The 23015-nt window shown below is 43.3% G+C and carries 22 protein-coding genes and 1 tRNA gene; 17 read left to right on the top strand and 6 right to left on the bottom strand.

The window, feature by feature from the left end; genetic code table 11:
* The first annotated feature begins 164 nt into the window (after nt 1-164).
* The 9 genes from ACI4L0_RS07060 to ACI4L0_RS07020 all read left to right on the top strand — a co-directional run bounded on the left by ACI4L0_RS07060 (nt 165) and on the right by ACI4L0_RS07020 (nt 7242).
* Entirely contained in the window at nt 165-1307 is a 1143-nt protein-coding gene (locus ACI4L0_RS07060) for an ABC transporter substrate-binding protein (RefSeq protein WP_439799463.1), read from the top strand.
* Between the two features lie 138 nt (nt 1308-1445).
* Nucleotides 1446-2354, top strand: a complete 909-nt coding sequence (locus ACI4L0_RS07055) for a branched-chain amino acid ABC transporter permease (protein ID WP_439799462.1) — start codon at nt 1446-1448, stop codon at nt 2352-2354.
* A 9-nt stretch (nt 2355-2363) separates the two neighbouring features.
* Complete coding sequence (locus tag ACI4L0_RS07050; protein ID WP_439799461.1) at nt 2364-3383, top strand: branched-chain amino acid ABC transporter permease; 1020 nt, start codon at nt 2364-2366, stop codon at nt 3381-3383.
* On the top strand, nt 3380-4210 hold the full coding sequence (locus ACI4L0_RS07045; RefSeq protein WP_439799460.1) for an ABC transporter ATP-binding protein: 831 nt from the start codon (nt 3380-3382) through the stop codon (nt 4208-4210). Before ACI4L0_RS07050 ends, ACI4L0_RS07045 begins: the two co-directional genes overlap by 4 nt.
* Nucleotides 4211-4212: 2 nt before the next feature.
* Complete coding sequence (locus tag ACI4L0_RS07040) at nt 4213-4917, top strand: ABC transporter ATP-binding protein (protein ID WP_439799674.1); 705 nt, start codon at nt 4213-4215, stop codon at nt 4915-4917.
* A gap of 2 nt (nt 4918-4919) precedes the next feature.
* Nucleotides 4920-5564: a CBS domain-containing protein gene (locus ACI4L0_RS07035; protein WP_439799459.1), complete on the top strand. Its 645-nt coding sequence runs from the start codon at nt 4920-4922 to the stop codon at nt 5562-5564.
* Between the two features lie 138 nt (nt 5565-5702).
* A tRNA-Ala gene (locus tag ACI4L0_RS07030) sits at nt 5703-5776 on the top strand.
* Nucleotides 5777-5937: 161 nt separating this feature from the next.
* A complete protein-coding gene (locus ACI4L0_RS07025) occupies nt 5938-6483 on the top strand; it encodes a flavin reductase family protein (protein WP_439799458.1) in 546 nt (181 codons plus the stop codon).
* 15 nt (nt 6484-6498) lie between these two features.
* Entirely contained in the window at nt 6499-7242 is a 744-nt protein-coding gene (locus tag ACI4L0_RS07020; protein WP_439799457.1) for a hypothetical protein, read from the top strand.
* 18 nt (nt 7243-7260) lie between these two features.
* Here ACI4L0_RS07020 and ACI4L0_RS07015 read toward each other — a convergent pair whose 3' ends face one another.
* Entirely contained in the window at nt 7261-7839 is a 579-nt protein-coding gene (locus ACI4L0_RS07015; protein WP_439799456.1) for a DJ-1 family glyoxalase III, read from the bottom strand.
* Nucleotides 7840-7925: 86 nt separating this feature from the next.
* On the opposite strand from ACI4L0_RS07015, the gene ACI4L0_RS07010 reads away from it, so the two are divergent.
* Nucleotides 7926-9161, top strand: a complete 1236-nt coding sequence (locus ACI4L0_RS07010; RefSeq protein ID WP_439799455.1) for a response regulator — start codon at nt 7926-7928, stop codon at nt 9159-9161.
* 22 nt (nt 9162-9183) lie between these two features.
* The gene (locus tag ACI4L0_RS07005; RefSeq protein ID WP_439799454.1) at nt 9184-10023 is read left to right on the top strand and encodes a histidinol-phosphatase; all 840 of its coding nucleotides are present in this window, start codon (nt 9184-9186) and stop codon (nt 10021-10023) included.
* A gap of 37 nt (nt 10024-10060) precedes the next feature.
* Here ACI4L0_RS07005 and ACI4L0_RS07000 read toward each other — a convergent pair whose 3' ends face one another.
* Nucleotides 10061-10486 (bottom strand): TraR/DksA family transcriptional regulator, encoded by a 426-nt coding sequence (locus tag ACI4L0_RS07000; protein WP_439799453.1) that lies wholly within the window; start codon nt 10484-10486, stop codon nt 10061-10063.
* A 51-nt stretch (nt 10487-10537) separates the two neighbouring features.
* Between ACI4L0_RS07000 and infA the strand changes: the two genes are divergently transcribed.
* On the top strand, nt 10538-10759 hold the full coding sequence (infA, locus tag ACI4L0_RS06995) for a translation initiation factor IF-1 (protein ID WP_013702528.1): 222 nt from the start codon (nt 10538-10540) through the stop codon (nt 10757-10759).
* A gap of 364 nt (nt 10760-11123) precedes the next feature.
* Here the strand turns inward: infA and ppk1 are convergent, their stop codons facing one another.
* The 4 genes from ppk1 to ACI4L0_RS06975 all read right to left on the bottom strand — a co-directional run bounded on the left by ppk1 (nt 11124) and on the right by ACI4L0_RS06975 (nt 18386).
* Nucleotides 11124-13256 carry a polyphosphate kinase 1 gene (ppk1, locus tag ACI4L0_RS06990; protein WP_439799452.1) on the bottom strand — a complete coding sequence of 711 codons (2133 nt, stop codon included), beginning with the start codon at nt 13254-13256 and terminating at the stop codon, nt 11124-11126.
* A gap of 3 nt (nt 13257-13259) precedes the next feature.
* Entirely contained in the window at nt 13260-14798 is a 1539-nt protein-coding gene (locus ACI4L0_RS06985) for a Ppx/GppA phosphatase family protein (protein WP_439799451.1), read from the bottom strand.
* Between the two features lie 156 nt (nt 14799-14954).
* Complete coding sequence (locus tag ACI4L0_RS06980) at nt 14955-16385, bottom strand: MGH1-like glycoside hydrolase domain-containing protein (protein ID WP_439799450.1); 1431 nt, start codon at nt 16383-16385, stop codon at nt 14955-14957.
* A 135-nt stretch (nt 16386-16520) separates the two neighbouring features.
* Nucleotides 16521-18386 (bottom strand): hypothetical protein, encoded by a 1866-nt coding sequence (locus ACI4L0_RS06975; RefSeq protein WP_439799449.1) that lies wholly within the window; start codon nt 18384-18386, stop codon nt 16521-16523.
* A gap of 62 nt (nt 18387-18448) precedes the next feature.
* Between ACI4L0_RS06975 and ACI4L0_RS06970 the strand changes: the two genes are divergently transcribed.
* The 5 genes from ACI4L0_RS06970 (at nt 18449) to ACI4L0_RS06950 (ending at nt 22971) form a co-directional block, all read left to right on the top strand.
* Complete coding sequence (locus ACI4L0_RS06970; RefSeq protein ID WP_439799448.1) at nt 18449-19894, top strand: tetratricopeptide repeat protein; 1446 nt, start codon at nt 18449-18451, stop codon at nt 19892-19894.
* A gap of 5 nt (nt 19895-19899) precedes the next feature.
* The gene (locus ACI4L0_RS06965) at nt 19900-21087 is read left to right on the top strand and encodes a TraB/GumN family protein (protein WP_439799447.1); all 1188 of its coding nucleotides are present in this window, start codon (nt 19900-19902) and stop codon (nt 21085-21087) included.
* 6 nt (nt 21088-21093) lie between these two features.
* The gene (locus tag ACI4L0_RS06960; protein WP_439799446.1) at nt 21094-21816 is read left to right on the top strand and encodes an SAM-dependent methyltransferase; all 723 of its coding nucleotides are present in this window, start codon (nt 21094-21096) and stop codon (nt 21814-21816) included.
* Between the two features lie 2 nt (nt 21817-21818).
* Complete coding sequence (locus ACI4L0_RS06955) at nt 21819-22385, top strand: shikimate kinase (protein ID WP_439799445.1); 567 nt, start codon at nt 21819-21821, stop codon at nt 22383-22385.
* A 136-nt stretch (nt 22386-22521) separates the two neighbouring features.
* Nucleotides 22522-22971 (top strand): hypothetical protein, encoded by a 450-nt coding sequence (locus ACI4L0_RS06950; RefSeq protein ID WP_439799444.1) that lies wholly within the window; start codon nt 22522-22524, stop codon nt 22969-22971.
* Nucleotides 22972-23015 lie beyond the last annotated feature (44 nt).

Here is a 23015-nt window from a genome sequence, read left to right as displayed (position 1 = left end):
GGCGGCTGTATTATTTTAAAGTGAATGTGTCCGGAAAAATTCCGGCTGGCACCGTTTGAATTTTTCCTTGATTCCGCTTCACTTTACTAAATTTTAGTAATTGTATAAGATTAGCGCAAAATATATGGATGTCTGTGTTTTTGCAGGAATCCACAGGAGGACTTATGAGGAAATTTTTAAATGCAATTGTTCTTGGAGCATTTGTTTTGTCTGCATCTGCTTTTGCGGCTCCAAAAGGCAAGACTGTCAAGATTGGCGGTGTTGCTCCTCTTTCCGGCCCGGTAGCAGTTTATGGCATTGAATGTAAAAACGGCATTGACCTTGCTGTTGCGGAAATTAATGCCGCCGGAGGAATTAACGGACAGCAGATTGAATTTATCTGCGAGGATGACGAGGGCGATGCTGCAAAATCAGTGAATGCATATAAAAAGCTGGTTACAAGAGACCGTGTTCGCATTATTATCGGTTCCTTGACTTCAGGATGCACAATTGCAATCACCAAGCAGGCACAGGCACAGAAGGTTCTTCAGATTGCTCCTGCCGCAACTGCAAGTGCAATCACTGATGCCGGAAACTATATCTTCCGCACATGCTTCATTGATCCTTTCCAGGGAAAAGTCGGCGGAAAATTTGCTTTTTCAAATCTTGATACAAAGAATGCCGCTGTCCTTTATGATATCGGAAATGACTATTCTGTAGGCCTTATGGAAAATTTTGTTGCCGAGTATACTTCCTTGGGTGGAAAAATTGTCGCAAAGGAATCTTATAATAGCGGCGATAAAGATTTTAATGCCCAGCTTACAAAAATAAAGGCGGCAAATCCGGATGTTGTATATCTTCCTGATTACTATGGAACAGTTGCTCTCATTGCAAAGCAGCTCCGCGCTCAGGGAATAACAACTCCGATTGTAGGCGCAGACGGCTGGGATGGACTTACAGAAAATGCGGGCGATGAAGTTTTGAATGGATACTATTCCAATCACTATGCCGAGGATTCTGACAGTCCCGCTGTTCAGAAATTTGTAAATTCATTCAAGGCAAAGTATGGAAAGTCTCCTAATTCTTTTGCTGCGCTTGGATATGACAGCGTTTATATGCTCAAGGATGCAATGAAAAACGCCGGAACAAATGATGATGTTGCAAAAATCCGCGATGCGTTTGAGAAAACTGACAGCGATTATGTGACAGGTCATATTGTCTTTGATGAAAAGCGCAATCCTGTGAAGTCAGCAGTAATGATCAAGCTTGTTAAGGAAAACGGCAAGCTTTCCACTGCCTATGCAGCCACTGTTGATATAAGCAAGTAGACTGAATTTTTTATATGAGTCCCGGGGCATTTAAGTTTTCCGGGGTTTATTTAAAATATTTTCATAGAAATACAAAGGGGTGTTCTTCTTAACGGAGAGCTCCCCTTTTTATTTTTGGAAATTTATAGTAAAATCCAAATGTTTTTGGAGGATACGTTGGATACTTTTTTTAAGCAGCTTGTCAACGGGCTTTCATTGGGCAGTATATATGCATTGATAGCTCTTGGGTATACAATGGTATATGGAATTGTAAAGCTTATAAATTTTGCCCATGGCGATGTTATGATGATCGGCGCTTATACCGGATATTTTATCCTGTCTGCAACTGGTCCGACTCCTTTGGGGCTTGCCTTCGCTTTTTTTGGCTCAATGGTGGTTTGCGCGCTTTTGAGCCTTGCGATAGAACGCTGCGCTTACAGGCCGCTTAGAAATGCGCCTCGCCTCAACTCGCTTATTACGGCAATCGCAGTTGAGCTTATTCTTCAGAATGCCATGCGTGTGCTGCCTTTTGTGGGACCGAATCCACGCCAGTTTCCGACAATGGAAACAAAATTTTTTTCCTTTGCTTCTATTCAGATAAGCAATATTCAGCTTGTTGTGATTATTTCTTCGGCGATTCTTATGGTCGTTTTAAATTATATAATAAACTATACACGAACTGGCCGGGCCATGCGTGCTGTAAGCTATGACCTTGGCGCGGCGAGCCTTATGGGTGTAAATGTGAACAGGACAATAGCGATAACTTTTGTTATCGGTTCTGTTCTTGCAGGTGCGGGCGGAGTTCTCTATGCCACTGCGTATCCCCAGGTTGATCCGTTCATGGGATATATTCCGGGACTAAAGGCATTTGTTGCGGCTGTTCTTGGCGGAATCGGATCGGTTCCCGGTGCGATGGTTGGCGGCATTATTCTTGGAATCGCCGAAACAATGACAAAGGCATATCTTTCTTCTCAGTATGCCGATGCTATTTCCTACTGCATTTTGATTGTTATCCTTCTTGTGCAGCCTTCCGGTTTGCTTGGCAAGAAGACTGTTGTAAAAGTATAGAGGCATGGAATGAAAGATAAATTTACCAGAAATACTGTGATTTTATTTGTGATTGCGTTTGCCTGTATTGCAGTTCCAACGCTTCTTATGGATTTGCCGCTGGGAATGCCTGTTATAGATGCCTATACGGCCCAGATAATAACGCTTGCCGGTGTAAACGCTATCATGGCAGTCAGCGTTAATGTTATATGCGGAATCACAGGGCAGCTTTCCCTGGGGCAGGCCGGATTTCAGGCGCTTGGAGCATATTCTGTGATAATCCTTACTGAAGCAGGCATTCCTCTTCCTGTGAGCATTCTGCTCGGCGGAATAATAGCGGCTTTTTTCGGTTTTTTGATTGGCTTTCCAACTCTCAAGCTGGAAGGCGACTATCTTGCTATTGTAACACTGGCATTTGGCGAAATTATCAGAGTCTGCCTTATAAATTTAAAGCAGATAACCGGCGGCCCGAATGGAAAGCAGTTCAGCACGATATTCACAACATCGCTTGATCACAGCGCGGCGATTTCGTATTTTGCGGTGATAGGTTCCCTTGTTGTGATTGTTGTTCTTTTGCAGAATTTTTTGCGCTCTACATACGGCAGGGCGATTCTTGCAGTGCGTGAAGATGAAGTTGCGGCAAACAGCAATGGAATCGGGGTTTTCCGCTATAAGATGACGGGCTTTGTAATAGCTTCTTTTATTGCAGGAATTGGCGGCGCTCTCTATGCTCCGTTTATTGGATTCATAAAACCTGATCTGGCTTCGTTTAACAATTCAATCAATGACTTGATTTTTGTTGTCCTGGGCGGAATGGGCAGCATTACAGGCGGAATTCTTGCGGCTTTTGTGCTTACGATTCTTCAGGAGGCTCTGCGCTTCCTCCGCGATTATCGTCTTCTGATTTATCCGGTTATTCTCATTTTTGTGATGCTCTTCCGGCCGCAGGGACTTTTAGGTACAAAGGAATTTAGCTTTATAAAATTCTACGATAAAATACCATCGGTTTTTGCCTGTATATTCAGAAAAAAGCAAGGAGGAGAAAAATGACAGGAACTTCTGCAGACAGTGGCAGGGAGCTTCTTCTCCGTGCGAAGGACATTTCCATTATCTTTGGCGGCCTGAGGGCTGTAAGTGATTTCAGTCTTGAGCTTTATCAGGGCGAACTGGTTGGACTTATAGGTCCTAATGGAGCTGGAAAAACAACGGTTTTCAATATGCTTTCCGGAATTTACCGTCCGACATCAGGCTCGATCACATTTGTGGGACGGGATGGAAATATTCAGGCTGTAAACGGAAAATCTCCTGCCCAGCTTAATAAAATCGGAATTGCCAGGACGTTTCAGAATATCAGGCTTTTTGGAAAGCTGACTGCCGCGGAGAATATAAAAATTGCGCTTCATCATTCAAGGCAGGTTTCGCCGGTTGATGTGCTTTTCCGCACTGGAAAATTCCGCGCCGATGAAAAAATAATGCAGGAGAAAACAGAGCTGCTGCTTTCAATTTTTCATCTTGAATCCAAGGTGAATGAGCTTGCCTGCAATCTTGCTTATGGAGATCAGCGGAAACTTGAAATTTGCCGCGCGCTTGCTTCAAGCCCCAAGCTGCTTTTGCTTGACGAGCCTGCTGCCGGAATGAATGGCCAGGAAACCCAGGAGCTTATGGAGCTTATTTCGTTTATCCGGGAAAAATTCAATCTTACGGTTCTTTTGATTGAACATGACATGAAGCTTGTGATGGGAATATGCGAGCGGCTCATGGTCTTGAATTATGGACGCGTTATTGCATCCGGACTGCCTTCCGAGATTCAGTCAAACGAGGAAGTTATCAAGGCCTACCTTGGCTCTGGCTATGAGGCTGTTGGAGGAAAAAAATGAGCATGCTTGAAGTTGACAATCTGACTGTTTCCTATGGGGCAATCAAGGCTCTGAAAGGAATTTCATTCACGGTGAAAAAGGGCGAAATAATCACGCTTGTCGGTTCGAATGGCGCTGGAAAAACAACGACGCTTCATTCTGTCAGCAATCTTATAAAGAAGTCAGGCGGAACAATAAAATTTGAAGGCCGGGATATAACGAATTTAAGCGCGGACAAGATTGTGCAGCTGGGGCTTATCCAGGTTCCTGAAGGACGCCGGGTTTTTGCAAATATGACTGTGCGTGAAAATCTTGAGATGGGAGCCTATGTGCGCCGGGACAAGAATGGAATCAAGTCTGATATGGAAAAGTGCTTTGAGCTTTTTCCGCGGCTGAAGGAAAGAATTTCGCAGCTTTCGGGAACTCTTTCCGGAGGAGAGCAGCAGATGCTTGCAATGGCGCGCGCCCTGATGTCAAAGCCTTCGCTGCTTTTGCTTGACGAGCCGAGCATGGGGCTTGCTCCTATTCTGGTTGATGAGATTTTCAACATAGTTGAACGGATAAGCTCCGAGGGAACTACGATTCTTCTTGTTGAGCAGAATGCGTATAAGGCGTTGTCAATCGCAAACCGTGCATATATACTTGAAACAGGTGTGATTTCAAAAACAGGAAATGCCTGCGATTTGATAAATGACAGCGCAGTAAAATCTGCATATTTAGGAGGCTGATGATGCTTGTAAAGGATGTTATGACTGTGAACCCTGTGACTATAGGACCGGATGCCTCTGTGCTTGAAGCGCGGGAAACAATGACTAGAAATAAAATAAACAAGCTTCCTGTTGTTGACAGGAGCGGCGCGCTTGTTGGCATTATCACAAATAATGATTTGGCGAAGGCTTCTCCGAGCGCGGCTACAAGCCTGGATATGTTTGAGCTTGGATATTTGCTGAGCAAGCTTTCTGTTGAAAAGACAATGGTGAAGTCCGTAAAGACAACAACTGCGGATCAGACAGTGGAAGAAGCTGCCCGGCTCATGAACGACTATGGAATCAGCGCGCTTCCTGTTGTAAAGGAAAATCTTTTGATAGGCATTGTCACTGAGTCTGACTTGTTTTCAACCTTTATCGATATGTTTAATACTAGGGCTTCGGGTGTGCGGGCAGTGGCTGTTGTCAATGAGATTCCCGGCGAGCTTGCCAAGATTGCCGCCGCGATTGCGGAAAAAAATGCCAACATCGTTTCGCTTGTGACATCGGATGCCTGTGATTCAAAGCATAGAACAGTTACTTTGAAAGTCTCTGGAATTTCCAAGGATGAATTGCAGTCTTTGCTTGAGGCGAATTGCGCTGAAATAAAGGATATACGCTCAGTTTGATTCGTGCTGCGGAGGCATGTTGTTTTTCAGGAAATCTCATGTTCTCCCTGAATTGAGGGAACTTCCAAGAGTTCATTTTGATTTTCCAGAAGTTCCCTTGACGTTATTCCTAAGTTTTTGTATACTAGCAGAATATTTGGGGGTGTAGCTCACCTGGCTAGAGCGCTTGCATGGCATGCAAGAGGTAACCGGTTCAAGTCCGGTCATCTCCATTTTGAGTGGAAGTCGGTTTGATAAGTTTCAAATCGGCTTTTTTTGTTTATAGGAGCTTCAGGGGGAATTTCAGATTTCTGAGGCTGCCTTTGTGATTTTTAGCGAAAATTATAAGCGCGCCGGGCTTTGTCTTCGGTGTGCACAAAAAAAGGAGATATATATGTTGAAATCTTTAAAACCAGAGTCAATTCCTGATAATACATTTAAGATGATTGGAAAAGACTGGATGCTTATTACCGCATGCACAAAAAAAATTTCAGATGATGGAAGCATCAGCACTGGAAGACCTAATACAATGACTGCCAGCTGGGGAGGCCTGGGGGTTCTCTGGAATAAAAATGTAGCCACTGTCTACATACGTCCAACAAGATATACAAAGGAAATTATTGATTCCACAGACACTTTTTCTTTGAGTGTACTTCCTGAAAAATATAAGACTGCGCTTGATTATTGCGGCTGCCATTCGGGACGCGACGAGGATAAATTCCGTGCGACAAAGCTTGATGTTGAGTATATGAATGGAACTCCGTGGATTAAGCAGGCGAGGCTTGTTCTGTTTTGCCAGAAGCTCTATGCGCAGGAAATAGATCCGTTTTGCTTCATGGAAGATAAGCTGTGCAATCAGAATTACAGAAAGAATGATTTTCATACAATGTATATAGGGGAAATAACAAAAGTCCTGTATGAAACACGGGATAAAAAATAACCGAGGTGGAATGCCATGGATTTCAATGAAAAGAAACTGTGGGAAATTTTAGCATGGGTAGGAACGGCAATTTCTGCGTTTTGCATGATTGTGAGTGTGTTCCAGTTTTTTACTGATAATTCTCCGGGCATAGACGGAATAAGAAAGCTTGTGAGAATTACAATAAACATGATTGCCTTTTTGCTTTTTCTCCGGCTCTGCTTTATTCCTATGGATTTTTATTGCTATGCCTTTCTTTTCTTTTGCTATGGCGTAGGAAATTTCTTTGACGACGGAAATATCCTTGGAATAATCTGCCTTGGGCTTTCGTATCTGTTTTTGAGCTTTTCAAATTTTTTCAAAATGTACAGAAGCATAAAGATCTGCCTTTTTATGCTTCTTCCGGTATTTTCGCTTACAACGCAGTTTTTCCGCTCCGGCTCGCTTGTGTTTTTGATTTCAGTTGCCCACATTCTTGGAACGATTTACATGGGCGTTATTGCTTTTGCTGTGCTTTATCCGATTCTGAAAAAGGCTGAATCAGTGAGGCACGTGAAAATTCTTGACAGCAGCGAGTGTTCCCAGCGCGATATTGAATTCCTGTCTTCTGTTCTGGACGGAAAAAAATACAGCAAGATTGCGCTTCTGCATGATGTTTCCGAAAGCACTGTAAAGGCAAGAATGATTGAGCTTTACAAGATGCTGGACGTCAGAACAAAAACCGAATTTCTTACAATATATAACGGGTTCTCATTCAAGCTGAATTCTGCTGAATACTAGGCCTGCAAAATTTGAAGGTCAACATTCCCGCTGAACCGAAGCTTCCATTGTTTTCCTGCGGGCTTCTTCTCCCAGCAGAAATCTTACAATCTCCATGGAAAACTGCTCTGCTGCTCCCGGTCCTCTTGCCGTGATAAGATTTCCATCTGAAACAACAGGAAATTTTTTGTGGTTTTTCTGAAGCTCCGCGGAAAGATCTTTTTCCATTTCAGGGTAGCATGTCCAGTTTTTCCCTTCAAGGACAGGAGTTTTTGAAAGGACAAGCGCCGGCGCCGCGCAGATTGCAGCTATCAGTTTGTTTTCCCTGTGCATCAGGTTTATAAATTCCATTGCCTTTGCACATTCGCTTATATTCTTTGCACCTGGATTTCCGCCCGGAATAATAATAGCATCCGGGAGTGTTTCGGCTGATGAGCAGTATGCATCCAGCGTTATATCTGCGGTCACAAGAATTTTGTGCGCGCCCTCTACATTTCTGGATGATGTTCCTGTGGCAGCGATTGTGACTTCCGCGCCTGCCCTTCTGAGATAGTCCGCAGGGGAAAGCGCTTCAATTTCCTCAAATCCATTTGCCAGCAAAAGCAGTGTTTTTTTCATTTTTCCTCCGGAAAAGACTTTTGGCATTAAGGTTGTTGCCATGTTTTTAATTGAAATTATACAATTTATAAAGTATTATGTACATTATGAAATCGGTACTTCTTATTGACTGTTCTCCCCTCTTCAGTGGTTTTCTGCATGACAAATTTTCAATGGAGCAGATTGCGCTTGACTCTGTTTCTAATAGAGAAGCCTACACAAAAATGGTTACTCTTCTGCCTGACCTGATTATTATTGAAGTGGAAAACGGTATCTCAGAAGATATAATGCATTTTCTGGAAAAAAAGAGCATTGACCCGAATGCAAGAAGAATACCTATAATAATCACCGGGCCTGTAATTGACCGTTCAAAAATTGCAAATCTTGTTGAATTCAATGTCGTCAAGTATTTTTCGAAGCCTGTAAAGTTTGATGTCTTTTTTGATTCTATCGGTAAAATTCTTAAAATTGAATTCTCTATGGACACAACTCCATGTATTCTTGATATCCACTTGAATGGGAACCTGATTTTTATTGAAGTTGCGCTTGGCCTGAACCGCGAAAAGCTTATGCTTCTGAAATACAGGATTGCAGAGCTTGTTGAAAAATACAGAATAAATGTGCCAAAAGTCATGCTTATGCTTACAAATATGCAGCTGAGTTTTATTGACGGCATGAACCTTGAATTTCTGATTGACAATATTTCTTCACAGGGAAAAATCCCGAATAAACATATAAAGATTCTGACTTCTGACTCCTTTACAAGAGAGCTTGTAAAAGGGCATCCTGAGTATTCCGGAATTCAAGTTTCTGATGACATTGAATTCATTGTGGAGCTTATCAGCGACCAGGATTCAGTATCCAACATAAGGAATTTTCTGCTGGAGAAAGTTCTGACTTCTGACAGGCCGGCCAGTGAGACGGTTATCGGCTTTATTGATTCAAGAAGCAATCTCGAGGGAAATTTTGGAAACATGATGCGTGTCGCGGTTATTGACGATGACGTTGTTGTGCGAAAACTGCTCCAGAATACTTTTTCATCCGTAAGCGGCGAAACTGACCTTTTTGAAACCGCCGGTGCGTTTTTCAATTCCCTTTCCAGCGGCAAAGATTATGATATTGTCATTATGGATTTGTTCCTGCCTGATATGGACGGAATCAGTGTTCTGAAAAATTTCCAGCGCAAAGGGCTTCAGATGCCGGTGATTGTCTATTCAAGGGCGGCGGCAAAGGATGTTGTGATGCAGGCGCTTGCATTGGGAACCAGAAGCTATCTTGTAAAGCCGCAGAAGCCTTCTGTGATTTTAGGCAAGGTTCTAGAAATTCTACATTCTTCTTTCTGAAACCACAGCTTCGGAGCCTTTTATGGTGAAATCGAATTTTCATACACATTCAACTTTTTGCGATGGAAAAAATACTCCGGAAGAAATAGTTGCGGCTGCCCTGGAAAGAAATCTGGACATACTCGGTTTTTCAAGTCATTCAATGTATCCGTTTTCGAGCGGCTGGCATATTCCTTCGAATTCGCACAGGGATTATGCGGATGAAATTCAGCGGCTAAAAAAGAAATATTCAGGAAAAATAAAAATTTACACCGGTTTTGAAGCCGATTATATTCCAGGAATTTGTGCGCCGGACTTTGAAAGCTACAGGGAATTTGACCCTGATTTTTTAATCGGGTCTGTGCATTTTGTTCCGTGCAGGGAAGGTTTTTTTGAGGCAGATGGAAATCCTCAGGATGTGCGCAGGGCAATAGATTGCTTTTTTGGTGGAAATGTAAAAAAGGCTGTTCAGGAGTATTTTTTTCTGGAGCGCGAGATGCTTGCAAAATGCTACTTCACTTTTTTAGGACACGCAGATTTGATAAGGCTTCAGAATTTAAAAGGCGCTCCTCTCTTTGATGAAAATGCATCCTGGTATAAAAAGGAGCTTAAGGAAACTGCGCGCGCCGCTGCCAGGGCTGGAGTTTGTGTTGAAGTGAACACCGGCGGAATTCTCAGAAGCGGAATGAAGGCTCCCTATCCTTCTCCGTATTTTTTGTCGCTGCTCAGGGAGCTTGATGTTCCTGTTACGATAAATTCTGATGCCCACTCAGCGGAAGGAATTGACTGGTGGTTTGAAGAAGCTGTTGAGTACATAAAAAAATCCGGCTACACAGAACTTTCGTACTATGAAGACGGATTATTGAAAAGCCAGCACATTTAGAAAAAAGCCGGACTGTATTATGCTGTTTTGCAGTGTTTCAATGGTTTTTGCGCTCTTCCTTGGTCTGACATTCCACACACAGGCCGGCATAGGGAAGCGCTTCAAGACGGGCTTCGGGAATCTGTTTTCCGCATGAAAGGCATTGACCGTATGTTTCCTGGCGGATTCTGTCCAGTGCCTTGTCAATCATTGTAAGCCTGCGCTGGTCTGCTTCTCCAAGTGAATTCAGCAGGGTTCTGTCTATTGTATCCGATGCAATATCCACATCATCGCCTGATTCCAATGTATCAATGAGCTTTGAAAACTGTTCGTTGCGGCCTGCCAGCGAATCAAGAATTTCATTTCGCTCTGTAATCAACTTTTTTTTCTGCTTATCTAAAAACTCTTTTTTCATTATTTTCTGCTCCTGCAAAAGCGCCTGTTTTTGGGATTTGATGTTGACAGGCTTAAATGTTTTATTCATAATAGTATACGAATATTTTGTCAAAAAGGCAAACATTTTTTTGGAGGAATTGTGGCTAGTAAAGACGAGGCTATAGAAGTTGAGGGAATTGTAAAGGAAGCATTGCCTAATACAATGTTCCGTGTTGAATTGAAAAACGGACATATTATTCTGGGGCATTTGAGCGGCAAAATGAGAAAGCATTATATTCGCATTGTTCCCGGTGACAGTGTAAAAGTGGAGCTTTCTCCTTATGACTTGAACCGCGGCCGCATTATTTTCCGCGAGAGATAAATTCTTTGAAATACATGGCTGCCTTGAATGGCAGCTTTTTTTATTTGGCTATGTCCGTAAAAAGTGTTGCTTATCATACATAGCTCAGTTTAAATATTAGCTAACTATGTATGATTTGAGTTTTCAACAGAACAATTTTATCATTTATTAGTTGGTAATCTTCTTTATAGACACGTTGATGCAAAAGAACACGCTTCAATGATTGCAAACGTTTTCGGAAACATAAAACACTGTGAGTTAGACAAGAATCATATTGCTAGAAAAGTTTGATGACGACGGCTGGCTGGTTATAGAATTATAACTTTTCCAAACCAAAAAGCTCTGATAATTCATGAGCCTTTTTTTGTTTTACGGACATAGCCTTTTATTTCCGCCGTACCGTGAATTCTGCCCGCGGCATATTCTTCTTTATATCAGCTTTTTTCTTGTATTTCTTATAGAGAATTTCCTGAACACGGACTTCCTGCTCATTTTTTTCCGGGGCAAGCGCTTTCCAGCTTCCGTTTTTCTGAAGGACATGGCTGTGCGTGTTATCCTGAAAATACAGGAAGAGAATTTCCTTGACGGATTTGAACACTTTTTTGTCTGAAACCGGGAACATCAGCTCAATGCGCTTGTCAAGATTTCTTTCCATCCAGTCTGCGCTGCTTAGATAAATTTCTTCGGAGCCTCCGTTCTGAAAATAAAAAATTCTTGAATGTTCAAGGTATCTGTCAACAATACTCACAACTTTTATATTTTCGCTCATTCCCTTGACACCTGGAATAAGCGTGCAGATTCCGCGGATATTCAGCTCTATTTTTACACCTGCGCAGCTTGCCTTGTAGAGGGCTTCGATTATCTGCGGGTGGCAGAGGCTGTTCATCTTGGCGACAATGTGGCCGGGAGTTTCCCTTGTGCTCTGCTGGATTTCCCTTTCAATAAGTTCAAGCAGGCGGCTTTTTAAGGTTACCGGAGCCATGTACAGGTGATGCATTGTTTGCAGCGCGCTGTAGCCTGAGATAACATTGAAAAACAATGTCGCGTCATTTACAAGCTCGTGGTTTGTTGTGAAAATTGACAAGTCCTGATAAAGCTTTGCGGTTTTGGGGTTGTAGTTTCCGGTGCCTATGTGGGCATAGCGGCGGATTCCATCGCTTTCGCGCCTTACAATAAGACATATTTTTGCATGGACTTTCAGGTTTACAATTCCATAGACAACAATCGCGCCGGCTTTTTCAAGCTCTTCCGCCCAGGAGATGTTTCGCTTTTCGTCGAATCGCGCTTTCAGCTCAACAAAAACTGTGACCTGCTTTCCGTTCTGCGCTGCTTCCTTAAGAGCCTGGACAATCGGGCTGTTGCTTCCGGTTCTGTACAGTGTCATTTTTATTGCAAGAACCTGTGAGTCCTGGGCTGCCTGCCGTATAAAGTTTACAACCGGCTCGTAGCTTTCGTAGGGAACATTCAGAAGAATGTCCTGCTGTCTGAAAACATTCCAGTATGTTCCCTCGTCCGGGAGTGTTCCGGGAAAGAAATGCTCCCAGTCAGGGTACACATATTTTTCCGCGCCCTCAATGCTGAAAAGCTCTTCCATTGACGAAGGGTCTAAAATTGCGCCGGCTTCATATATATCATCGTCTGACAGTTTCAGCTTGCGCTTCAGAAAATTCAGCAGCTTTTCACTCGGAAAATCGTATGTCATTCTTACTGCAAATGATGACTGTCGTTTTTCCAGGACTTCCTCCATGGCCTTTATAAAATGCTCGCCGGAATCTTCGTTTACAGCAAAATCGGCATCCCTTGCTATCTTGAACAGCATGGTTTCCTGCACCTTGTATCCCGGAAAAAGCTTTGTTCCGTAAAGCCGGATTATGTCATCAATCAGGGCGAACTGTTTTGTTTTTCCTGATGATGGAAGCCAGATAATTCTGTTTATGCCCGAGGGAATCTGGACAAGCGCAACAATGTCCTTTTCCTGGGAAGTTGAAAGCGCTGTCTTCATTTTTTTTACGCCTGCCATCGGCTCAAGAAGAAATGCGGCTGTAAGGCAAAGCGCTCCCACATGCGGAAAAACATCTGTGTCGGTTCTCAGCGGTGTAAGAAGGGGAAAAATTTCATGCATGAACAGATTTTCTGCAAAGGCCTCCTGAGCCTGCGTGTAGTTTTTCGGCGAGGTATATACAAAGCCCTCTTTTGCAAGCGAAGGCAGGACATCATTCATAAGAGTCGCATACTGGAGCTTTACGAGCGCGCGTGTTTTCTCTGAAATTTTTTTCAGGACATTTAAATCAGTGAGTCCGCTTGAATCCGCATGCAGTGGCTTTCCCATGGAATCGTGAAGCCGCCGCTTTATGCTTGCAACCCTGACCTGGAAGAATTCGTCAAAATTGCTTTCTGTTATCGCAAGAAATCTCAGCCTTTCCAGCAGCGGAAGCTCCTTTCTGGTTGATTCGCTTAGAACGCGGGCATTGAATTCTATCCAGCTTAATTCCCTGTTAAAAAATTTTGTCTTTGCCATAAACTATACCAATACTATTTTGTAACCGAATATATTTTCAAACAAATCGCCCTTTTCCGAAACGGCGAGCTTTTCCAGCGAAAGGTTGTTATGCCCTTTTGTCCGGATTGTTATGCTGTCGTTGGCAAGGGAAATATTGAAATTATACAAATGCTGCTTGTGGGTTCTGTCCAGCGCATCGGCAACGCGCAGAATCGCACTGAGCTTGAGGACAATCATTCTTCTGCTGCGGGGAAGAAGCCTGAATTCTTCGTCCTGCTGTGGCATTTTGCTTCCCCGGTGAAAGCTGATTATCTGGGCGACTATGGATTTGTCGTCGCGGTTCAGCCCGAAAATTTCACTGTTGTTTACAATATATTTTCCATGGATGTTGTGGTCTTCCGCGCGAATAAACATTCCGACATCATGGAGAATTGCGCTTATTTCCAGAAGAACTCGCACATGCGGATCAAAGTCAAGCTCTTTTTGAAGCGCATCATAAATTTCAAGGCTGGTTTTATGCACGTATTCAGCGTGATTTTCATCCCCCTGGTATTTTTTCAGAAGGGCACGGGCGCCTGCCAGAATCTGCTGGGTGAAATCATCCTGAATTTCCGGGTTTGAAAGCTGGTTCCGGCTCAGAAGAATTCCTTCCCTGATTGATGTGTCAGGTACAATGAATTTCGTTACATTTGTGAGCTGGATAAAAAGCTTATACGCGACAAGCGATATCTGGAATGTCTGCGCCTCGTTGTAGCTCATTTTGAATTTTGCTATACATTCTTCGGGTGTGTAATGCTGAACCTCATCAACAAAATTCTCAAATGCGCCGCGCTCAACTTCCCATAAGAACGGAGAAATAGGATGCCCTACAAAAAGCGAAACGATTTTCATGTCGTTTCCCAGGACAATGAATTGCTGGATTTTGTCCAGTTTTATTTCTGCGTTCAGGGCATTTTTTGTATTCCGTATGAATTCAGAGATAAATCTTCTGGCATCGTCGAGGCTTCCCATCATGGAATGGATCATCTGCTCAATGATTACAGTGCCAAGCCTCATGCTGTGCGCGCCGATGATTCTGCCTTTTTCAAGAAGCATCATTTCTGTTGCGCCGCCCGATATATCCAGAAAAATAGAGTCATTCTGGCGGGTTGCAAGGCTGGCTTCCTTTATGCATTTGCTGACGGCAAGATACATCAGGCGGTTTTCTTCAATTCCGTCGATTACATGGACTGTGAAGCCGGTCTTTACCTTTATGCGGTCAACAAAGGGATCACGGTTTTCCGCTTCACGGACTGCGCTGGTGGCAATTACTACTGTTTCTTCCCTTGTGATTCCCCAGGCTGCCAGCTGCTCCGCGTATCGCTCAAGAATATGCAGGCAGACTAAAAGAGTTTCCCGGCTTATGGAATGTGTGGTAAAAACATCCCGTCCCAGGTTTACAGGCTGGTCACTGCGGTCGAGGATATTGAATTTTTTCTGCGACTGAACTTCAACCGGTTCTGCGACAAGAAGGCGTATTCCGGTTGAGCCAATCTCAATTACAGCTTGAGGCGTGTTCATCTGAAAAAATCTTACTCCGTCAGCTTTTAAATTCTGTTGAATTTCCAGGTATTATAGCTTTTATAAATATCTGTATTTTATTGGGAACACCCGAAAATTTCAGTCTTTTTTGGAGGTTCCCGTTATCAACAGTAAAAACATTCAGTGCAAAGAACGTTACAGCTTGTCGATAAGCATTGAGCATTTTCCGCTCGGAATCGGAAGCGTTTTTTTCTTTTGATCCAGAATATTGATTGTAAAATAATACAGTTTTTCGCTTTCCATCTGAATTTCCCATCCGCGCTTGCTCTTGTTGCTGAGAATTGTGATAAGGTTTCTTTTAAGGGAAAGCTTTTCAATGCCCATTATCTCAAGGTTTGGAATAATCCAGTCTACAGTTTTTCTTGGAAGGCTTATATTCAATCCGATTACATTTTCAATCATAAGCGCAACCGTTGAAAGTCCTGTAAAGTGCAGGAATCGCTTTCTTGGGAAATCCTTTTCGCTGCGGCAAGTGGCCGGACCTTCCTGGCATGGAAGATAGGCTTCGTAAAGGTCGCCTTTTCGCTTGGAGTCTGCGGGGCTTAAAGCCTCAAGTATGTAATACAGATGACGGATTGAACATTCGCGCGCAAAAGCATACCGCTGGTATTTTTCGAGTCCCTTTATAACCATAAAATTGAACGGCGCAAGAACAGAGCCCTTGAATCCGTCTCCGTTTTCCTTAAAGTCTGGGCTGTCCGCGCTTAAAGTAGGGAACGGATGGTCTGTGCCGAAAGTCTTTGGATTGCTCAGATGCGCAATGAGAGTGTCCGCTCTGTCCGCATTAGGCAGTTCCGCAAGCAGAGGCCAGAATCCCGCTATTGTTTTTTGCGAAAGGCGCTGTTCATTTTTATTCAAGTCATAGTAAAAACCGGTTTCCACATCCCACATCAGGCTGTTTATTCTGGTTTTCAGGCTGAAATACATTTTTTTGTATTGAAAGCTTAAATCCTTGTCATTGAGAATGTCGCCCAAAGCGGACATGTGCGCCATGTTTATTGCCATACAGCTGTTGAAATCAACAGGGTAGACTGCTCCTTTTCTGGGGGAATTGAACATTGTGGAAGCTTCGTATGGCACGGAGTAAAGCCCGTTCTGCTGCTTGAATGTCCTGTCTATCCAGTCCATGTATTTTTGCAGTATGGGCATGATTTCCTTTATGCGGCGCTTGTTTGCGCTTTTGTGGTACAGGTTGAATTCTGCCCATGCAAAGAGCGGAAGTCCTATTCCTTCAGGATTTTTCTTGTCAACAAGAGGCATGTTTGTGACGGTGTCATATTTCCATCTGATTGCGCCGTTTTCTTCCTGCCGGGCATAGAAATAGTCTATATTCTTGCTTGCCGGATAATTTCTGTTTGAGTAGACAAGGAAAAACGAAGAGAAAATTGTTTCAAGCTGATCAAGAATATATTTTTCATTTACCGGATAAACAAAAAGACCTTCAACGTCCTGCTCCCTGTTTTCTGGATTTATCCAATATTCAGAAAGCCAGTTCCATGTTTTATCGTAAATATCTACAAAATCCTGATCATAAAAATGGATTTTAGGAAAATCTCGTTTGTTCACAATTGCTCCTGCTGCTTTTTCACAAAGCGGTACTATGACAGTTCAGATAATTATAACACATATTTTGGTAAAATGAAAAAAATATAATAAATTTTTTTTATTTTTTTTGTCCGCTTTCCGTGATACCGACGGAATTCAAGGCTGAATTTCAACTTCGGGCTGTGTTTCTGGAGCTGCCTCTGTTTTTTCCGGCGAAGGTTCCTCCGGCTTTGGCTCTGGAGCGCTTGGAGCTGGCGGAATAACACTCATCACAGAAGGGTCAGCGGTGCTTTCAAAAATCAGCGGAGAATCAAGGAAAAGCCTTATAAGCTCTATTTTTGATTTGTGGCGCGATTTTATAAACAGCAGCCGTGAAGGAGCCTGATAGACATAGCCTGATGAATTATAAGTTTCAAAGCGCGGATCTGTCCTGAACATCTGGCTCTGGATTTCAATTTTTCCATGGAAATTCGGAATTCCGTTGAAGATAACGTAATGCGTGAGCCCCAGCGGGAAGTCTATGATAATATTTGATGTGGTTGAAGGATTGTGGATGTACGAAATGGATTTTGCGCACGTCCATGCCCATACACAGGTGTTTCCGTACCAGCCTAAGATTTCAGTGTGAGGATAGAAAAAGTTGTCCTTTACTATAAGAGGATAAATGTTTGCGATTGTCCTTATGCTTGCATCGGTTTCAGAAAGGCTTGAATAAACTATAAGGTTTCCAGCCTGGGTCATTGAAATGTTTTTCTGGAGCTTTCCGAGCTTCTGGAGCGCGTTTCCTATAAAGACAGTTTCGTAGACATCCGTGAAATTTTCCTCGTCCTTTTGGACTTTTATGGCTTCGTTTTCAAGCTTGCAGCTTTCCTGAATGGAATTTGTGCAGTTTTCAAGCACTGCCTCGAGCGGTAAGACAAGCTGGGAATCTTTTTCTTTCAAGTCCGCATATACGCTGATAATGCCGGCCGCCTGGAACGCGGAGAATTTTTGCAGGCCCGAAACGCTCTGTATAAGCTTCCTGACAGCGGAAGATTTTTTTTCGCGCAGGATATAGTCAGAAATTCCTTCAACTGTGAAAACTTCTGCGGAATTTGACTGCACAAGTGAAGCGTATTTTTCAGTCTGAATGGAAAGGCTTCTGCTCATGGCTACCAGATTGTCAAAGAACGGCGAAGAAATGTATGTGCGCTTGTTTCCTTTTTTGAATGAATCCGGAATAGAATCAATGGCCTGGTTGTATTTTCCCTGGGAGGCAAGCTCCGCGACATAGGCTGTGACATCTGTTTCGGAAAGCGAGTCTATTTTTGCCTGGGAGATTGCAGACTGGACTTTTTCCACAAGGCTGTACCGAAGCTTTGTACAAAGCTCCTTGATTTCCGCGTCGGTTGTGCCCTTGAGGCCTGCGGCTGATTCAAATGTGAATTTCCTTGTAAGGTTGTAGTGCGAATATTTCGCCACAGAGTCGTTTTTTGTAAAGGCAATTTTTCCCCCGGAAAAGCTATGGGAAGTGAAGCTGAACATTTCATCTTTTGCGGTAACAAGAATGTTTGCCGGCGAAATGGATTCTGTGCTGAAGTTCTGGGAAATTTTATATGGAAGAAAAATTTCATTGCAGTTTGCAGGAGGAACGGCGGCAATGGAAAGCAGCGGCATATTGTCCTTGTCGTACGACTGCCTGAATGTTATGCGCGCTCCATAAGTGAAAGAAAATTCCACGGAATCGCTTGCTTCTTCGTAGGATTCAAGCGCAAGAGGAATTACTGTTCCCTTGATGTCCTTTGCGGTTACTGGATTCTTGTCATCCGCTGAAAATATTATGCCGTTAAATGAAACTCTGATCTGATTTTTCAGGATTGTCTTGTTGTTCTCAGACTGGAGCTTTACGATTGAAAAACTCAGGCTTCCCAAAGATTTTGAAAATACAGAGTTGGACTTAAATTGAATTATAAAAATGCCGATAATAACAACTGAATAAAGGAGTGTAAGTCCAAAAAATTTTCTTACAGGATGTTTACGCATAGTCCGCTTATTTTATCTTTAAAAAGTGTAAAAGGCAATAACATTCTGGAGCATGGGGAATTATGAAAAGTTCAGTAAAAACTACATTGGCGGAGCTTTTGGCTGCGGTTGTTCTTGTTGTGGCTGTTGCTGTTATTTTAACAGTGGGATTTTCTTCTTGCGCGACAACAGATTCCGGCGCTCAGACTGAAACTGTAAAAACAGAAACTAAAAAAAAGTCTGAATATTCCAAGACCGATTTTATGGAAGAGCTTCAGTCTGCCCTGAACAAGGATGGAGCGGAGGCGGCTCTTGCTCTCTATGAAACAAAGCTGCCTGCAAAGTATGCCGATGATTTTGACTTGCTTTTTTTAAAGGCGGCTATAAATGTCAGCGCAAAAAATCTTGACGAAGCGCAGGCTCTGTGCACACAACTTTCCGCCCGCGATCCACAGAATGAAGATGTTGCTTCCCTTGCGGTTGCGATTGCAAAAATGCGCGGAGATAAGGCAGAGCGCACAAAGCAGATTAATTTGCTTTTGGAAAAGGACAAGATGAATTCCGCCGCGAATATAGAGCTTGGAGAAGATATGTTCTTTAAAAAGAACTACAAGCAGGCAAAAATTTATTATAAGAGAGCGCTTGTCCGTGAGCCGGAAAACATCGATGCTCTGCGCGGAGCCGGACAGTGCGACTACTATCTTGAAAACGATGAAGAGGCGGAAAAGACTTTCAAGAAAATTCTTGAGATTGACCCTCAGAACACACAGGCTTTTTTGTATCTTGGAAAAATAGCCTATGCCGCCAATGAGTACAAAATCGCTTCGGATTATGCAAAAAAAGCCCTGGACAATGAGCCTGAGAACTACGAATGTAACATGGATTACGGAATGTATGAAAGGTATCTTGGCCATTATAATTCCGCGGAAAAAGCCTGGACAAAAGCTATTGAGATTGAGCCGGACTATTTTCTTGCCTATGCATATCGCGCGGGGCTTTATGATGAGCAGGACATTTTTGAAAAGGCGATTGCTGACTATAAGAAGGTTGTGGAGCTGAATCCGGATTATTATTATGCCTACGAAAGCATCGGTGTGCTTGCGCTTCATGAGGAAAACTGGACAACTGCCAGGGAAGCCTTTATGAAATGCTATGAGCGCAATAAGAATAATATTTCCTATCCGCTGATGATAACCTATTGTTATTATAAAGAAGGAAACGGAACCGAGGCCAAGAATTTCAGCAATCAGGTTCTGCGCAAAATGGACAGGAATTCCATCGAATATTCCATGCTCCGTGTGTTCCATGACAGGGCGGGCGAGCGGCCTCTTCCTCAGCGGATTTCCGCAATGACGAACAGAAATCTTCAGGGAAAAATGTACTATTATCTTGCGCTTTTTTATGATATGTTTGGAGGAGCAGAATTTGCCAACGAATACTATGCAAAGGTTGTAAGCATGAACAGCCCGATGTTTTTTGAGTTTCGTCTGGCGGAATGGAGAACAAAGGGAAAAGTTCCTTTAAAATAATTTTTATGGAAGAGAACAAGTCAACACAAAAAATTCTTGAGGCTGCCGGAAGAAAATTTATTCTTATCGGCACTGCCCATGTTTCAAAGTATAGCATTGAGGAAGTTGAAAATGCTATCGGAGAACATAAGCCTGATTCGGTTGCAATAGAGCTTGACGAGAACCGCCTGAAAAACATTGAGGACAGAAATTCATGGACTAAAATGGACATAGTTGCGATTCTCCGGAAAAAGCAGGGATTTCTTCTGCTTGCTAACATTGTGCTTTCGGCTTATCAGAAGCGCATGGGCGGAGAAGCTGGAGTAAAGCCCGGGGACGAAATGGCGGCGGCGATAAAAAAAGCCCGTGAGCTTGGAATTCCCCAGGTGATGGTTGATAGGCCTGTGACTGTGACCTTGAGGCGCGCATGGGCAAAAAATTCTTTCATGGGAAAATGCAAGCTTCTTTCTCTGTTGTTTGCCACGGCGTTTTCCAAAGAGCAGGTTTCGGAAACTGAAATTGAAAATTTAAAGCAGTCCAGTGAAATGGACACAATGATGAAGGAGCTTTCGTCTTTTCTTCCTGCGGTAAAGGAAGTTCTTATAGACGAGCGCGATTTTTATCTTGCTTCAAAAATATGGCTTTGTCCGCAGAAAAAAGTTCTTGCAGTTTTAGGGGCGGGGCATCTTCCCGGAGTTTATGCGCATCTTGAAAAACTTTCGTCAGGCGAGGAAACGCCGGATGTTTCTGAAATTGAGCGTGTGCCTGAAAAATCAGCAGCGGTAAAAATTTTTTCATGGATAATTCCTGTTTTGATTTTAGCTCTTATTGTGACAGGCTTTGTTGTGGGCGGAATTGAAAAGGGCGCAGACTTGATTGGAAGCTGGGCTTTATGGAATGGAGTTCTGGCGGCTATCGGAGCTGCTGCGGGAGGCGGCCATATACTTGCGGTTCTTTCTGCGGCTGTCGGCGCGCCCTTTACGTCCCTGTGTCCTTTTGTTGGAATAGGCTTTGTTTCCGGAATTGTCCAGGCGCTTGTAAAAAAACCGTCGGTTGGCGACATGGAAAATTTACAGGCAGATTCGTCAAGCATAAAGGGATTTTACAAAAACAGAATACTGCGTGTCCTGCTTGTTTTCTTTTTGTCCTCAATCGGCAGCAGCATCGGAACATTTATCGGTGGTGCAAGCTTTATTTCAATATTTTCGCGGTAGCCTGCCATGGAAAAAATCGAGCCTGCGCTGTATCTTGTCCCGGTTCTTCTTGGCGAAACGGAATACCAGAAAGTTTTGCCTGAACACAATCGTAAGATCATCCGCGGAATAAAGCATTTTATTGTTGAAAACCGCCGCTCTGCGATTCGTTTTTTAAAGATTGCCGATTCTTCGATTGATATTGATTCCCTTGAATTTTATGAGCTGAATGAACATTCGGATTCTTCATCTGTTTCAGGGTATATTAATCCGCTTTTGAAAAACAGGCTTCCGATGGCTGTGCTTTCTGAGGCCGGCTGTCCTGCTGTTGCTGATCCGGGAGCTGCTGTTGTGGAGCTGGCTCAAAAAAAAGACCTTAGGGTTGTTCCTCTGGCAGGGCCTTCTTCCATGATTATGGCGGTTATGGCAAGCGGACTCAACGGACAGAGTTTTGCATTCAACGGCTATCTTCCGGCCAAGCCTGCGGAACGAGCATCAAAAATTCGCCAGCTTGAAAACAGAGCGTGGAATGAGCGGCAGACTCAGCTTTTTATAGAAGCGCCGTATAGAAATGTAAAAATGCTGGAATCAATCTTGTCTTCATGCCGGAATGAAACAAGGGTTTGTGTAGCGGCAGGAATTACAACTGACCAGGAATTCATAAGAACACTTTCTGTTGCTGAATGGAAAAAGCAGCCGCTTCCTCCCATAAATAAAATTCCCGCTATTTTTCTGCTGAACAGGAGCTAGGCATGAACATCATTCTTATGGGCATTAAGCATTGCGGAAAATCAACACAGGGGCGGATTATAAGCAGAAAACGCTCTCTTCCTTTTTTTGACACAGACGATGTAATCCGCGAGATGACAGGAAAAACTCCAAGGAAAATTTATACGGAGCATGGAGCCTCTGGATTTCAGAAAGCGGAAGAGGAAGCCTGCTGTTTTCTGCGTGAAAAATCGCTTGCATCCGGGGGAGATTTTGTTATTGCGACAGGCGGCGGAATCTGCGCAAACAGGGGCGCCATTTCCATCCTGAGGGACATTGGAAAATTTGTTTTTTTAAAGACACCTGAGGAAATTGCCGGCGCGCGGGTTTTCCGCGAAATTTCAGTTGCCCCGGACGGCACGCTTTTAAATGTTCCTGCGTTCATTGCCAAGTACAATCCATGTTCCCTGACTGAGGCAAAAAATATATTTCATGCTTTTTTTTCCGAGCGCGAAATTCTTTATGAGCAGCTGGCTGACATTGTTGTTGACATGGCCGGAGCTTCAAAAGAGGAAAATGCGGAAAAAATAATAAATTCAGTTTTTCACTGATTGCGCAATGTAACTTTTTATTTCCTCCTTTTTTTTATTTTTGAATGTCGGCCGCATTTCAAAAGCGCAACCTGAAAAATTGAATTTTCAGGTTCTATAACAGTTTGTGTTTTAAATTTATTTTACGGGAGAAAATATGAAAAAAACAGTACAAGCCGCTACCTTTCTGAGCGCGGTGCTTATTTTGGGCAGCGCATCAGCTTTTGCCCGCAAGGACAACAGGCATAGACCGGACTGTCCGCCGCCTGATGTTCCTTTTTCCGGGCCGGAGTGCAGGGAAATAAGAAATTCTGACGAGGAAGTTCTTATCGGCACTGTAAAATCTGTGGATTCAAAGTCAATGTCTATTGTTCTGACTGACATGGACGGAAAGGACTTGAAGATTTTTGTGTCGCCCTTTACAAGAATTTTAGACTGCCCAAAAGGCCGCAAGCCTTCGGACAAGCCCGAGCCGTCTATGAATTTTTCGCTTGATGATGTGGGAAAAAATTCATGGGTAATTGTGAGTTTGTTCAATACAAAATCCGAAACGCCTGTGGCACGGAAAATTGTGCTTGATAAAGGTTCGGGCGCAAATATAAAATAAGAAAACTTCGAAAATTTCCAGTTTTCAAGGCTGTCTGGTTCGCT

This window comes from Treponema sp., from assembly GCF_051883275.1.
GTDB lineage: Bacteria > Spirochaetota > Spirochaetia > Treponematales > Treponemataceae > Treponema_D.
This window is presented reverse-complemented; position numbering and strand designations above follow the sequence as displayed.

Excerpts from the sequence above, each read along its gene's own strand:
- ACI4L0_RS07060 (WP_439799463.1), top strand. The coding sequence starts at position 165 with ATGAGGAAATTTTTAAATGCAATTGTTCTTGGAGCATTTGTTTTGTCT.
- ACI4L0_RS07055 (WP_439799462.1), top strand. The coding sequence starts at position 1,446 with ATGTTTTTGGAGGATACGTTGGATACTTTTTTTAAGCAGCTTGTCAAC.
- ACI4L0_RS07050 (WP_439799461.1), top strand. The coding sequence starts at position 2,364 with ATGAAAGATAAATTTACCAGAAATACTGTGATTTTATTTGTGATTGCG.
- ACI4L0_RS07045 (WP_439799460.1), top strand. The coding sequence starts at position 3,380 with ATGACAGGAACTTCTGCAGACAGTGGCAGGGAGCTTCTTCTCCGTGCG.
- ACI4L0_RS07040 (WP_439799674.1), top strand. The coding sequence starts at position 4,213 with ATGCTTGAAGTTGACAATCTGACTGTTTCCTATGGGGCAATCAAGGCT.
- ACI4L0_RS07035 (WP_439799459.1), top strand. The coding sequence starts at position 4,920 with ATGCTTGTAAAGGATGTTATGACTGTGAACCCTGTGACTATAGGACCG.
- ACI4L0_RS07025 (WP_439799458.1), top strand. The coding sequence starts at position 5,938 with ATGTTGAAATCTTTAAAACCAGAGTCAATTCCTGATAATACATTTAAG.
- ACI4L0_RS07020 (WP_439799457.1), top strand. The coding sequence starts at position 6,499 with ATGGATTTCAATGAAAAGAAACTGTGGGAAATTTTAGCATGGGTAGGA.
- ACI4L0_RS07015 (WP_439799456.1), bottom strand. The coding sequence starts at position 7,839 with ATGAAAAAAACACTGCTTTTGCTGGCAAATGGATTTGAGGAAATTGAA.
- ACI4L0_RS07010 (WP_439799455.1), top strand. The coding sequence starts at position 7,926 with ATGAAATCGGTACTTCTTATTGACTGTTCTCCCCTCTTCAGTGGTTTT.
- ACI4L0_RS07005 (WP_439799454.1), top strand. The coding sequence starts at position 9,184 with ATGGTGAAATCGAATTTTCATACACATTCAACTTTTTGCGATGGAAAA.
- ACI4L0_RS07000 (WP_439799453.1), bottom strand. The coding sequence starts at position 10,486 with ATGAATAAAACATTTAAGCCTGTCAACATCAAATCCCAAAAACAGGCG.
- ppk1 (WP_439799452.1), bottom strand. The coding sequence starts at position 13,256 with ATGGCAAAGACAAAATTTTTTAACAGGGAATTAAGCTGGATAGAATTC.
- ACI4L0_RS06985 (WP_439799451.1), bottom strand. The coding sequence starts at position 14,798 with ATGAACACGCCTCAAGCTGTAATTGAGATTGGCTCAACCGGAATACGC.
- ACI4L0_RS06975 (WP_439799449.1), bottom strand. The coding sequence starts at position 18,386 with ATGCGTAAACATCCTGTAAGAAAATTTTTTGGACTTACACTCCTTTAT.
- ACI4L0_RS06970 (WP_439799448.1), top strand. The coding sequence starts at position 18,449 with ATGAAAAGTTCAGTAAAAACTACATTGGCGGAGCTTTTGGCTGCGGTT.
- ACI4L0_RS06965 (WP_439799447.1), top strand. The coding sequence starts at position 19,900 with ATGGAAGAGAACAAGTCAACACAAAAAATTCTTGAGGCTGCCGGAAGA.
- ACI4L0_RS06960 (WP_439799446.1), top strand. The coding sequence starts at position 21,094 with ATGGAAAAAATCGAGCCTGCGCTGTATCTTGTCCCGGTTCTTCTTGGC.
- ACI4L0_RS06955 (WP_439799445.1), top strand. The coding sequence starts at position 21,819 with ATGAACATCATTCTTATGGGCATTAAGCATTGCGGAAAATCAACACAG.
- ACI4L0_RS06950 (WP_439799444.1), top strand. The coding sequence starts at position 22,522 with ATGAAAAAAACAGTACAAGCCGCTACCTTTCTGAGCGCGGTGCTTATT.